Here is a 13,224-nt window from a genome sequence, read left to right on the forward strand (position 1 = left end):
GGGTCCCGCCAGCCCCGAGCGTTTCATTACCCGATCCCATTTTATAATAGTAGGCGGATGCCCTGCCGGCGACACATCGGTAATTGGCTGGAAAGGTTGTCCGTTAGTATCCGGGGGTTCCCATGTTTGACAAATTAAAAGGTGTGGAAGACCGTTTCAAGGAGCTGGAGCGGCTGCTGTCCGATCCAAAAGTGGTTCAGGACCGGGACGCTTACCAGAAATACATTCGTGAGCACGCCGAGATTTCGACAGTCGTGGCTGCCTTTCGGCAGTTCAAGCAGGTGGATCGGGAATTGGACGACAGCCTCGACCTGCTTAACGATGACGACCCGGAGATGAAGGCCATGGCGGCCGAAGAGGTCGAACGGCTGGAGGCGGAAAAAGAGCGGCTCAAAGAAGAACTGAAGGTGCTGTTGATCCCCAAGGATCCCTTGGACGACAAGAACGTGATTCTTGAAATTCGCGCCGGTACCGGCGGCGACGAGGCCGGACTTTTTGCCGGCGACCTGTTCAAGATGTACCAGCGTTATGCCGACGCCCGGGGGTGGAAGGTCGAGGTGATGGATCATCACGCCACCGGGGTGGGTGGGCTTAAAGAGATCATTGCCAGTGTCAACGGCAAAGGCGCCTACAGCCGACTGAAATTTGAAAGCGGCACCCATCGCGTCCAGCGTGTGCCGACCACCGAGACCCAGGGGCGCATCCACACCTCGGCGGTGACCGTGGCGGTGCTGCCCGAGGCCGAGGAGATCGAACTCAAGATCGACCCCAACGAACTCAAGGTGGATGTCTACCGATCCTCGGGACCCGGCGGCCAGTCGGTCAACACCACCGATTCGGCGGTGCGCATCACCCACCTGCCTTCCGGTCTGGTGGTTACCTGCCAGGACGAAAAATCCCAGCATAAAAACAAGGCCAAGGCCTTGAAGGTTCTGCGGTCCCGTCTGTTCGACCAGATGGTCCGCGAGCAGAACGAGGAGCGCTCCCAGAACCGCAAGAGCCAGGTGGGCAGCGGCGACCGCAGCGAACGTATTCGGACCTACAATTTTCCCCAGGGGCGGGTCACCGATCATCGCATCGGACTGACCTTGTATAAACTGGATACCATTTTGCAGGGCGACGTGGACGAGGTCATCGATCCGCTGATCACCCACTACCAGAGCCAGGCTCTCCAGCATGCCGAAGGCGCCGATGCCTGAACCGGAAACATGGACCTTGCTGCGGTTGGTGCGATGGACCACCGGTTATTTTCAGGAGCACGATATCGAAAGTGCGCGCAGTGAGGCGGAAATCCTGCTGGCCCATTGCCTGGGAATGCGTCGCATCGACCTTTACCTGAACCACGACAAGCCGCTGACGGAAGCGGAACTGGCAAACTTCAAGGCCCTGATCAAACGGCGAATCGCCCGTGTGCCGCTGGCCTATATCACCGGCAGCCGGGAATTCTGGTCCCTGCCGTTGGCCGTCGGCCCGTCGGTGCTGATTCCCCGCCCGGAAACCGAATGTCTGGTGGAGGCGGTGCTGCCCGTTCTCGATGATCCCGACGGTCAACCTAAACGGGTGCTGGACCTGGGCACCGGTTCGGGAGCCATTACCATCGCCTTGGCCCACGAGCATCCCGAACACTGCTATGTGGCCATGGATCGGTACCCGTCGGCCCTGAAGATCGCCAGGCAAAATGCCCGCACCCACCGTGTGGACCATTGCATCCAATGGTTCTGCGGCGACTTTTATGCGTCCCTGGCAGACCGGGGGGATGGCTTTGACCTCATCGTCTCCAACCCGCCCTATATCTGCAGCGGCGACATGGCTGCGCTGCAGCCGGAAATCCGCCTGCACGAACCGGTTTCGGCCCTGGATGGCGGCGAGGACGGCCTGCTGTATTTGCGGCAGATCATTGCGTCGTCCCATGACTATCTGAAGGGCGGCGGCCTGCTGGCCCTGGAGATGGGCTGCGACCAGGCCGATGCGGTCCGGTCCATCGCCAATGATGTCGGCTGCTATGTTTCGGTGCGTGTCATCAAAGATTACAGTGGATTGGATCGGATTGCGGTGATGGAGAAAATATCTGAAAGCTGAAAGCTGAAAGTTCGAAGATGAAAGTTACTGACCCATGAAATTTGCTTTCAGCCTTGAGCCTTCAGCTCAAAAAAGGCTTGCGACCCGCAATGTTTTTTGTTAACTAAACTCGTTTTTAAACCACACGCCTGTGGACCCGGTCCCGGTGCTTTCCGCAAGGAAAGAAGGAAAGTCGGATTCGGGGGTGAAGCGGGCGAAGGCAAAACCAACAGCAAGGAGAGAATCATGGCTTACGTTACAATGAAAGAACTGCTGGAAGCCGGTGTCCATTTCGGGCACCAGACCAAACGCTGGAACCCCAAGATGAAGCCCTATATTTTCGGGGCCCGAAACGGCATCTACATCGTCGATCTGCAAAAAACGGTCAGAATGTTCCGCGATGCCTACGACTTCATCGTGGATACGGTTGCGTCCGGCAAGAGCCTGCTTTTCGTGGGAACCAAGAAACAGGCCCGCGAATCGATTTACGAAGAGGCCAACCGCGCCGAAATGTTTTATGTCCACAACCGCTGGCTGGGCGGTATGATGACCAATTTCCAGACCGTCAAGAAAAGCGTCGATCGACTGAACTATCTCAATACCATCGAAAACGACGGTTCCATCGAGCTGTTCCCCAAAAAGGAACGGTTGAAGCTGGGCAAGGAGCGTGCAAAGCTCGACAGCACCCTGGGCGGCATCCGCAGCATGACCAAACTGCCCGGTGCTCTTTTTATCATCGATCCCAAAAACGAAGCCATCGCCGTGCGCGAAGGCCGCCGATTGGGCATTCCCATCGTGGCCGTTGTCGACACCAACTGCGATCCCGATGAAATCGACCATCCCATTCCCGGCAACGACGACGCCATCCGGGCCATCCGCCTGATTACTTCCAAAATGGCCGATGCCTGCATCGAAGGAAAGGCGCGCTTCAAGGAGCGTCAGCAGGCTGAGGCCGACAAGGGAGAAGAAGCCACCGAACTGGAGACCGCCGCGGCGGAACTCAAACCCGGAGAACGCAAAGTGATTTCCGACGGCACCGACGGACCGGTGGTCGAGATTATCCGCAAGGGTGCCGCAGCGGAAGCCGGTGAGACCGAAGAAGAGGCAGCAACACCAGAAGCAGAACCTACGGGAGAATAAGTCACATGTCCAACATAACTGCAGCAATGGTAAAAGAACTCCGTGAGAAATCCGGAGCCGGTATGATGGATTGCAAGGCCGCTTTATCCGAATGCGGCGGCGACATGGAAAAGGCCATCGATTATCTGAGAAAGAAAGGGATTGCCACAGCCGCCAAGCGGGCCGGTCGTGCAACTTCCGAAGGCACCGTTCAGTCCTACATTCACATGGGGGGCAAAATTGGTGTTATGGTGGAAGTCAACTGCGAAACCGATTTCGTGGCCAAGACCGACGATTTCAAAGACTTTGCCAAAAATATCGCCATGCATGTGGCGGCCACCAATCCGGTTGGAATCGTTCCTGAAGATGTCCCCCGGGACGTCATCGACCGCGAACGGGAGATTTACAAGGCCCAGGTACTGGAGATGGGCAAGCCTGAGAATATGGTCGAGAAGATCGCCGAAGGCAAGCTGAACAAATTCTTCAAGGAAAGCTGCCTGATGAATCAGCAGTACGTCAAGGAGCCGGACAAGACCGTTGCCGACTACCTCAATGAGGTGATTGCCAAGACCGGCGAGAAAATCACCATCAAACGATTCGCCAGATTTCAGATCGGGGCGGAATAAGCGTGGCGTCGAAATATAATAGGATTCTGCTCAAATTGAGCGGGGAAGCCCTGATGGGAGATCAGGGCTTCGGCATCAGCCCGGATATGCTTTCCTATGTGGCCCGGGAAGTCCGCAGCATCGTCGAACTGAACGTGCAACTGGCCATTGTCGTCGGCGGAGGCAATATTTTCCGCGGTGTGGCGGCCAGCTCTTTCGGCATGGAGCGTACGTCGGCCGATCACATGGGAATGCTGGCCACGGTGCTCAACAGTCTGGCCCTGCAGGACGCATTAGAAAAAACGGGCATTCAGACCCGTGTCCAGACGGCCATCTCCATGCACGAAGTCGCCGAACCCTATATCCTGCGCCGGGCTTTGCGGCATCTTGAAAAGGGGCGGGTGGTCATCTTCGCCGCCGGATCGGGAAATCCCTATTTCACCACCGATACCGCGGCGGTCCTGCGTGCCAAGGAGATCCATGCGGAGATCCTGCTCAAGGCCACCAAGGTCAACGGATTGTACGATTCCGATCCCGAAAAGAACGCCAATGCCCGCTTCATCAAAACCATCAGCTACATGGAAGTGCTCGAAAAGCAGCTCAAAGTGATGGACATGACGGCCATTTCCCTGGCCATGGACAATCAACTGCCGCTGATGGTGTTCAATCTGAAAGAGAAGGGCAACATCGCCAAGGTGGTTCTCGGAGAAAACGTCGGGACCACCATCGGCGGACAGCCTGCCCCTGATTGAAGAATGGCCGACCGGCCCGCCGATTAACCCCGTTTTTCAGCGAGGTACAGCCACCATGATCGAAGAGACACTTCAGGAAACCAAAGAGCGGATGGGAAAAACCATCACCGCCCTCGAAAACGAACTCAAGCGGGTGAGAACCGGCCGCGCGTCCTTGTCTCTGCTGGACGGTATCCGGGTCGACTATTACGGCACGCAGACCCCTCTGAATCAGATGGCCTCCCTGTCGGTGCCCGAAAGCCGTCTGATTGTCATCCAACCCTGGGATGTATCCGGCATCAAAGAGATCGAAAAGGCCATCTTGAAGTCCGACCTCGGTCTGACGCCCTCTTCCGACGGCAAGCTGATTCGCATCTCCATCCCGCCGTTGACCGAAGAACGCCGCAAGGAGCTGGTTAAAGTGGTCAGCAAGATGTGCGAGGAGCACAAGATTGCTACCCGCAATATTCGTCGGGACGCCAACGAACTGCTCAAGGGCTTTAAAAAGGATGGCGACATCTCGGAAGACGACGCCTTCAAGGCCCAGGACGATGTGCAGAAAATCACCGACAAATTCATCGCCAAGATTGACGAGATCTACAAAGAAAAAGAGAAGGAAATCCTTGAATTCTAGTTCTTCCATGCGGAATGAACTTGATCCCGACCGGATGCCCAAACACGTTGCCGTCATCATGGACGGCAACGGCCGCTGGGCCAAAAAGCGCCTCTTAAACCGCCTTAAGGGGCACGAAAAAGGGGCGCAAGCTGTGCGGACCGTTGTACAAGCTGCCCGCAAGCTGGACATCGAAGCCCTCACCCTCTACGCTTTCTCCACAGAAAACTGGCAGCGTCCGCAGTCCGAAGTTTCCGGGCTCATGTTCCTGTTGCGGCGTTTTCTGGAAACCGAGCGGCAGACGCTCATGGAGAACGACATCCGGCTGAATACCATCGGTCAGACCGACCGGCTGCCGGAAGCCGTTCGCAAAGATCTGAAGGCCGTCATGGCCGAAACCGCTACCAATAAAAAGATGGTCCTGACCCTGGCATTGAGCTACGGCGCACGTGCGGAGATCGTCGATATGGTCAGACAGATTGCCGCTGCCGCCAAAGAAGGAACCATCGATCCCTCGGCGGTGACCCCCGATATGGTGGCCAATCACCTCTATACCCGTGAACTACCGGACCCGGATCTGCTGATCCGCACCAGCGGGGAGATGCGCATCAGCAACTTTCTGCTCTGGCAGATCGCCTACGCGGAAATCTTCTTTACACCAACGCTGTGGCCCGACTTCGGCGAAGAGGAGTTCATCCGAATCCTCAAGGATTACCAGCAACGGGAGCGGCGTTTCGGCGCCATTCCCTCCGGCTGACGACCCATACGGCCGCAACCAAAGGAATCCCATGCACCTGAAACGCTGGATTACCGGAATTATCGCCCTGCCCATCCTTTACCTGCTGGTGTGGATCGGCGGGATGGTTTTTTACCTGTTGGTCGCCGCCGCCAGCATCATCACGCTCTGGGAGTATTACCGGATCGTATTCCCGTCCGATGGCCCGTTTCAAGAGCGCCTGATGCCCATCCTCGGGCTGGTTTTTGCCCCAGCGATCATCTGGGCTTTCTACGACGGGAAAATTGAAGCCGCACCCCTGATTCTGGCCGTGGATCTCATCCTGGCGGCCGGACTGAGCCTGCCGCTTTTCAAGGATGATCCGCAGGCACCCGCACTGGTTGCCAAACAGGTCCTGGGGCTGGTGTACATCCCTTTGTTCCTTTCCTTTCTGGTTCTCATCCGGTTCAGCCCCGACGGCGTCGCCTGGATTTTCTGGCCGCTGCTGATCGTTTTCGCCGGCGATACCGGGGCCTTTTATACGGGCACCTACCTGGGACGCCACAAACTCTGCCCATGGGTCAGCCCCAAAAAGACCATCGAGGGAAGCCTGGGCGGGCTGACGGCCAACGTCGCCGTGGCCCTGATCTATAAATCCCTGCTGCTGCCGGATTTGGCAGCCGTACCCTGCATCCTGTTTGCCCTGATCATTGGCGCCGCCGGCCAGGCAGGCGACCTGTTCGCATCCGAATTCAAACGCTCGGCCGGTGTCAAGGATTCCGGAACCCTGCTTCCCGGCCATGGGGGATTCCTTGACCGGCTGGATGCCCTTCTGTTTGCCTCGCCGCTTGCCTATCTGTTGAAAATCGGTATATTCTGATCGAGATTGTCATTCGGCCAAGGAAGATCGAACCGTTATGAAAACCCTATCCATACTGGGTGCAACCGGCTCCATTGGAGTCAATGCCCTTAATATTGTCCGCCGGTTTCCGGATTTGTTCAGGGTGTGCGCACTTACGGCCAAATCCAATGTGGAAGCACTGGCCCGGCAGATTGTGCAATTTCGGCCCCGCCTGGCCGCCGTGATCGACGACGATCATGCCGGACAATTAAAGGCCCTTTTGCCCGACGATCTGGAGGTGGAAATCGTAACCGGTGAGGCCGGCTACATCGCTGCAGCCACCTGCCCGGAGACCGATCTGGTGCTGGGGGCCATGGTCGGTGCGGCCGGCCTGATGCCGACCCTTGCCGCCATCGATGCCGGCAAGGACATTGCCCTGGCCAACAAGGAAACCCTGGTGATGGCCGGTGCCATCGTCATGGAACGGGTTGCCCGGCGCGGCGTCAAGCTGATGCCCGTGGACAGCGAACACAGCGCCATCTTCCAGAGCATGGCCGGTCGGGGAGACAATGCGGTGCGCGAGATTTTACTGACCGCATCGGGCGGCCCCTTTTTAAGCCGCCCCAAGGGCGACTTTGAAGGGATCACTCCCGAAGACGCCCTGCGTCATCCCAACTGGTCCATGGGCAGCAAGATCACCATCGATTCGGCCACCTTGATGAACAAGGGACTGGAGGTCATCGAGGCCCGTTGGCTTTTCGACATCGACTTTGCACGCATCAAAGTGGTGGTGCATCCCCAGAGCATCATCCACTCCATGGTGACCTATGCGGATGGTGCGGTGATTGCCCAGATGGGAATCCCGGACATGAGAGGGGCCATCGCTTACGGACTTTCCCATCCCCGGCGGCTGCCGCTGGATGTTCCGGTGCCCGATTTTCCCGGTATCGGAACCTTTACGTTTGAAGAACCGGATCTGGATCGCTTCCCCTGCCTGGCGCTGGCCTATGCCGCCGGCAAGCAGGGCGGAGCCGGTCCGGCTGTGCTCAATGCCGCCAATGAGGTGGCCGTGGCGGCCTTTCTGGAAAACCGTTTGCCTTTTAATGGGATCTGCCCAATCATCGACCGGACCTTGAGCCGGCACACGCAAGACGGTAGTGCCGGCCTTGACGAAATTCTCGCAGCGGACGGCTGGGCCCGTAAAACGGCCCGGGAACTGATCCGCCAGCAGGAGCGTTAGTGTATCGCCTATGACTACCAGTATTTTTGCATTTGTCGTTGTCCTCGGAATTCTGATCTTCTTCCACGAGTTGGGGCATTTTCTCGTCGCCAGGCTGTTCGGCGTCGGCGTCGAGAAGTTCTCCCTGGGGTTCGGCCCGCGCCTGTTTGGCAAAACCGTCGGGATCACCGACTATCGTGTCTCGGCCATTCCGCTTGGCGGCTACGTCAAGATGGTGGGAGACGAACCCGATGCCGAAATCGATCCCGAACTGATCCCGAAGTCCTTCACCCATAAACATGTGTTCAAGAAAATCCTGATCGTGGCCGCCGGACCCTTTTTCAACCTGCTTCTGGCCATGATCATCTATGCCGGCTTCTTCTTCTTCGTGGGCACCGAGGACATCCGTCCGGTGATCAACCACGTTGACGATGAAAGTCCGGCCGCTGTCGCCGGCTTGACGACCGGCGACGTGATCGTATCCATAGACGGTGAGGCCGTGGCCTCCTGGAGCGACATCAACCGGCTGGTGGAGGCAGGCCAGGGCCGGGCCGTAAAGATCACTGCCAGACGCGGAGAAAACGTCTTTGCGGTTGATGTTGCCCCCCGGACCAAAGTGACCAAGGACATTTTGGGCGACGACGTATCTTATTACGATGCCGGTTTTTCCGGACTGCCGCCTCTTCAGGCCGTTGTCGGCGACGTGGCCGAGGGATATCCGGCCAAGAAAGCCGGCATGCGCAAAGGGGATCGGATCGTCTCCATCAACGGGCAGCCGATCGACAGCTGGAATGCGATGAAGGAAACGATCTCCCGGAGCAAGGGAGGTCCGCTGGCCGTTCAAGTCGTCCGGGGCGGCGAAACCCGTACCTTCGAGATCGTTCCGGTGCTGTTCAGCGAAGAAAACCTGCTCGGGGAGAAGGTGGACAGCTATCGCATCGGCATCTCCACCCCGGGCGTCACCATTCCCGAAGCCGACCGCATCACCATCAAACGCGGCCCCTTCCAGGCGGTGTGGGAGGGCGTGGACCAGACCTACCAGATCTGCCGTCTGACCCTGCTTTCCATCGGTAAGCTGATCAAGGGGACCGTCTCCACCAAGACCCTGGGCGGGCCCATCATGATTGCCGAAATGGCCGGGCAGCAGGCCAGGGAGGGATTGACCAATCTGACCTTTTTTATCGCCGTGCTCAGCATCAACCTGGCGGTGCTCAATTTCCTGCCCATCCCAGTGCTCGACGGCGGTCATCTGATGTTTTTTTTCATCGAAGCCGTCATGGGGCGCCCCGTCAACACGCGCATGCGTGAAATCGCCCAGCAGGCCGGCATTTTTCTTCTGATTATGTTGATGATTTTTGTGTTTTATAATGATATTACACGCATATTTTCCAGTTGAAGAAACCAATTGTGAATGATGAATTTTAATTTTGAATGAATGCATTCATTCAAAATTAAACGCTAAAAATTCAAAATCAGTCAGGTAACCCATGCCTCACCGAATCGAAGTTACGTTAAAAGAGCAACTTTTGGACGCGGAGGGCCAGTCCCTTCGCCAGAAAGCCAAGGATTACTTCGACATCGATCTGCAGCAGGTGCGCACGGTTCACATCGTCACCATTGATGCGGATCTGACAACCGAGCAGGTGGAGCGAATCCGTTCGGAAATTTTCACCAACCCGGTCACCCAGGTTTCTTCCCTTGCGCCCCTGGCAGTGGATTTCGACTGGGTTCTCTGGGTGGGATTCCGGCCCGGCGTGCGGGACAACCCCGGCGCCACTGCCGTCGAAGCCATGGAAGACCTGCTGCACCTGAAGCTGAAAGCCGGCGAAGCCGTCTACACCTCCAAACGCTATTGCCTGAAGGGAAGCGGTGTCACCCGCAGCGATGCCGAGAAGATCGCCGGCGAACTTCTGGCCAACGACATCATCCAGCAATGGGCGGTTTACGACAGGGACCATTGGGATCCGGCCGACGGCATCGGTTTCGTCATTCCCAAGGTAAAGCTGGATCATCGGCCAGAGGTGGCCACCCTGTCCATCGACAGCGACGAAACATTAGCTCGGCTAAGCGACGAGCGCAGCCTTTCCCTGAATCCCAACGACATCCCCACGATCCGCGCCTATTTTATGAAAACCGAAGTCCAAAGCCAGCGCGGAAAGGTGTCTTTATCCGATCCCACGGACGTGGAACTGGAATACATCTCCCAGGCCCGCAGCGATCACTGCAACCACAATACCTTCGGCGGGCGGTTTCATTACAAGGACCTGGCTTCCGGAAAAGAGGAAGTCATCGACAGCCTGTTCAAAACCTACATTGAAGGTCCCACCCTGGCCCTGAAGGCGAAGAAGGACTGGGTGGTTTCCGTACTGTGGGACAACGCTGGGGTAGGGCGCTTCGACGAAGGCCACAACTACGTGATCACCGGCGAGACCCATAACTCGCCCTCCAATATGGAGGCCTACGGCGGGGCCATTACCGGCATCGTGGGCATCTATCGGGACCCCATGGGCACGGGCAAGGGCAGCAAGCTCATCATGGGCAGTTATGGTTACTGCATGGGACCAAGGGATTACGACGGCGACCTCAAACCGCGGCTGCACCCCCGCAGACTGCTGGACGGCGTGATCGAAGGGGTGCGCGACGGCGGCAACAAGAGCGGCATTCCGACTCCCTTCGGGCAGGTGATGTTCCATCCGGGTTATCTGGGCAAGTGTCTGGTTTTCGTAACGGCCCTGGGCATCATGCCCGCCGAGATCCAGGGCGAACCGTCGGACCAGAAGACCATCTTTCCCGGCGATCTGGCCATCATGTGCGGCGGCCGGGTGGGCAAGGACGGCATCCACGGCGTGACCGCATCTTCGGCCACCTTTTCCGCCAACACCCCGGCCGGCCACGTTCAGATCGGCGACCCCTACACCCAGAAGAAGATGCACGATTTTCTGATCGAAGCCAGGGACGAAGGCCTGATCCGCTTTATCACCGACAACGGCGGGGGAGGGCTCTCCTCTTCCATCGGCGAGAGCGCCCGCTTCTCCAACGGCTGCGACATCCAACTGGAAAAAGTGCCTTTGAAGTACGACGGCCTGGACCAGTGGGAAATCTGGATCTCCGAATCCCAGGAGCGTATGACCGTGGCCATCGATCCGGCCCATCTGGAGCGCTTCATGGAACTGTCCCGCCTGCACGCGGTGGAAAGCACCGTCATTGGCACCTATACGGACAGCGGCAAGATCCACATCACTTACAACGGCGTCACCTGCGCCTACATCGACCTGGATCTTCTCACCTCGGCCTTTCCCCAGTGGGAGTTTGCGGCCGAGTGGCAGCCGCCGGCCCTGCGCGGCCTGAAGGAGCCGGTGCTCGGCCTGCCCGATAACCATGCCGCTCTGATTCTCGACATGCTGAAACGACCCAACATCTGCTCCAAGGAGTGGGTCTGCCGCCAGTACGACCACGAAGTCCAGGGCACCAGCGTCATCAAACCGCTGGTGGGAACCGGCCGGGATGTGCCCAGCGATGCGGCGGTGATTCGGCCGGTGCTTACTTCTCCGAAAGGATTGGTTTTCTCCCAGGCTCTGATCCCCATGTACTCCGCCATCGACGCCTATCACATGACCGCCTGCACCATCGACGAGGCGGTGCGCCGGGCCGTCGCCGTGGGCGGGGACCCGGATCGCTTCGGCGGGGTGGACAACTTCTGCTGGCCCAACATCCATTACGACGAGCGCAAGAACCCTGACGGCAGGCACAAGGCCGCCCAGCTGGTGCGTTCGTGCAAGGCCCTTGCGGAGATGTGTACAACCTACGGCATCCCCCTGCTTTCCGGCAAGGACTCCATGTATGTGGACGGCCACCTGCCGGGCCGCTACGGAGAGACGCACAAGGTTTCTGCTTTAGAAACCCTCCAGTTTTCCGTCTCCGGCGTGATGGACGATGTCTGCCGCTGCGTCACCATGGATGCCAAGGTACCCGGCGATGGCGTCTATGTCGTCGGTGTGACCCGAGATGAACTGGGCGGTTCCGAATACTATGAACTTTTAGGGAATATCGGGCTGCATGTCCCCAGGGTTGAGGCCGGCGCATTCGAGATCCGCTATCGGTCCGTGGCCAAGGCCATCGACCAGGGGCTGCTGGCCTCCTGCCACGGCATCTACCGCGGCGGACTGGCCGTGCATCTGGCCCTGGTGGCCATGGGCGGGGAGCTGGGCCTGGAGATAGACCTGGCCAAGGTGCCGGCCCGAGGCATCGACCGGGAGGACACGATGCTGTTTTCCGAAAGCGCCGGCCGGTTTATCGTTACCGTGGCGCCGGAAAACCGGGCCGCTTTCGAAGCGCTCTTGGCCGACCAGCCGACGGCCTGTGTGGGACGGGTGACCGAGGCGCCGATACTGACCATCAATGGCCTCGACGGTTCGCGGCTGGCAGCCCTGACCGTCGAAGAGATGAAGGCGGCCTGGAAAGGGCCGTTCGGGGATTTGATATGAGCACGCAACCCAAGGTACTGGTGTTGACGGGATTCGGCCTGAACTGCGACCATGAAACGGCCTATGCATTCGAACGTGCCGGCGCCGCGGCCCGGCGGGCGCACATCAACGCCTTGATTGCCGGCGATGTGCGGTTGGACGACTACCAGATTCTGGCATTCGGCGGCGGCTTCAGTTGGGGAGACGACCATGGTGCCGGGGTGATCCAGGCCTTGCGGTTGAAGACCAACATCGGCGACAAACTGCTCGATTTCGTGGAGGCAGGAAAGCTGGTCATCGGCATCTGCAACGGATTTCAGACCCTGGTCAACCTGGGCCTGCTACCCGGCATCGATGGCGATTACACCCGGCGTTCCGTGGCCCTGATCGCCAACGACTGCGGCAATTTCCGCGATCAATGGGTGCGGGTAACCATCAATCCCGATTCGCCCTGTGTCTTCACCCGGGGGATGAAAACCCTGGATATGCCGATCCGTCACGGTGAGGGCAAGTTCTACGCGGAGCGCGAGACCCTGCAAACCCTGGCGGACAATCATCAGGTGACCATGCAGTATGCCTTGCCCGACGGCCAGGCGGCCAGCGGCGTCTTTCCCCACAACCCCAACGGCTCGTTGGCGGACATCGCCGGCATCTGCGACTCCAGCGGTCGCATATTCGGCCTGATGCCCCACCCGGAAGCCTACAACCATGTCACCAACCACCCGGATTGGCCCCGGCGCAACGAAAAGCAGAAGCGCTGCGGGAATTCCCTTACCAGCGATGTCGGAGATGGAATCCGGATTTTCGAAAATGCGGTGGCCTATCTAGGCGACTAATGGGGCAGCATTTATCTGAGCGTT

At 58.4% G+C, this 13,224-nt stretch carries 12 protein-coding genes; all 12 read left to right on the forward strand.

Annotation, left to right across the window (positions count from 1 at the left end; translation table 11 throughout):
* Window positions 1-122 precede the first annotated feature (122 nt).
* The 12 genes from prfA (at window position 123) to GN111_RS33160 (ending at window position 13,200) form a co-directional block, all read left to right on the forward strand.
* The gene (prfA, locus tag GN111_RS33105) at window positions 123-1,199 is read left to right on the forward strand and encodes a peptide chain release factor 1 (protein WP_155307827.1); all 1,077 of its coding nucleotides are present in this window, start codon (window positions 123-125) and stop codon (window positions 1,197-1,199) included.
* Entirely contained in the window at window positions 1,192-2,079 is an 888-nt protein-coding gene (gene prmC / locus GN111_RS33110) for a peptide chain release factor N(5)-glutamine methyltransferase (RefSeq protein ID WP_231715627.1), read from the forward strand. The genes prfA and prmC overlap by 8 nt, the downstream gene beginning before the upstream one ends.
* Window positions 2,080-2,304: 225 nt before the next feature.
* Window positions 2,305-3,198 (forward strand): 30S ribosomal protein S2, encoded by an 894-nt coding sequence (gene rpsB, locus GN111_RS33115; protein WP_155307829.1) that lies wholly within the window; start codon window positions 2,305-2,307, stop codon window positions 3,196-3,198.
* A 5-nt stretch (window positions 3,199-3,203) separates the two neighbouring features.
* Entirely contained in the window at window positions 3,204-3,803 is a 600-nt protein-coding gene (gene tsf, locus GN111_RS33120; RefSeq protein ID WP_155307830.1) for a translation elongation factor Ts, read from the forward strand.
* Window positions 3,800-4,534 carry a UMP kinase gene (pyrH, locus tag GN111_RS33125; protein WP_197740621.1) on the forward strand — a complete coding sequence of 245 codons (735 nt, stop codon included), beginning with the start codon at window positions 3,800-3,802 and terminating at the stop codon, window positions 4,532-4,534. The genes tsf and pyrH overlap by 4 nt, the downstream gene beginning before the upstream one ends.
* A gap of 55 nt (window positions 4,535-4,589) precedes the next feature.
* On the forward strand, window positions 4,590-5,147 hold the full coding sequence (gene frr, locus GN111_RS33130; RefSeq protein WP_155307832.1) for a ribosome recycling factor: 558 nt from the start codon (window positions 4,590-4,592) through the stop codon (window positions 5,145-5,147).
* On the forward strand, window positions 5,137-5,883 hold the full coding sequence (uppS, locus tag GN111_RS33135) for an undecaprenyl pyrophosphate synthase (RefSeq protein ID WP_231715629.1): 747 nt from the start codon (window positions 5,137-5,139) through the stop codon (window positions 5,881-5,883). The genes frr and uppS overlap by 11 nt, the downstream gene beginning before the upstream one ends.
* Before the next feature lie 31 nt (window positions 5,884-5,914).
* A complete protein-coding gene (locus GN111_RS33140; RefSeq protein WP_155307833.1) occupies window positions 5,915-6,721 on the forward strand; it encodes a phosphatidate cytidylyltransferase in 807 nt (268 codons plus the stop codon).
* A gap of 37 nt (window positions 6,722-6,758) precedes the next feature.
* Entirely contained in the window at window positions 6,759-7,922 is a 1,164-nt protein-coding gene (locus tag GN111_RS33145; RefSeq protein WP_155307834.1) for a 1-deoxy-D-xylulose-5-phosphate reductoisomerase, read from the forward strand.
* 10 nt (window positions 7,923-7,932) lie between these two features.
* Complete coding sequence (rseP, locus tag GN111_RS33150) at window positions 7,933-9,297, forward strand: RIP metalloprotease RseP (protein WP_155307835.1); 1,365 nt, start codon at window positions 7,933-7,935, stop codon at window positions 9,295-9,297.
* A 91-nt stretch (window positions 9,298-9,388) separates the two neighbouring features.
* A complete protein-coding gene (locus GN111_RS33155) occupies window positions 9,389-12,385 on the forward strand; it encodes an AIR synthase-related protein (protein ID WP_155307836.1) in 2,997 nt (998 codons plus the stop codon).
* Entirely contained in the window at window positions 12,382-13,200 is an 819-nt protein-coding gene (locus GN111_RS33160) for a phosphoribosylformylglycinamidine synthase subunit PurQ (RefSeq protein WP_155307837.1), read from the forward strand. Before GN111_RS33155 ends, GN111_RS33160 begins: the two co-directional genes overlap by 4 nt.
* Window positions 13,201-13,224 lie beyond the last annotated feature (24 nt).

Source organism: Desulfosarcina widdelii (assembly GCF_009688965.1).
GTDB classification, from domain to species: Bacteria; Desulfobacterota; Desulfobacteria; order Desulfobacterales; family Desulfosarcinaceae; genus Desulfosarcina; species Desulfosarcina widdelii.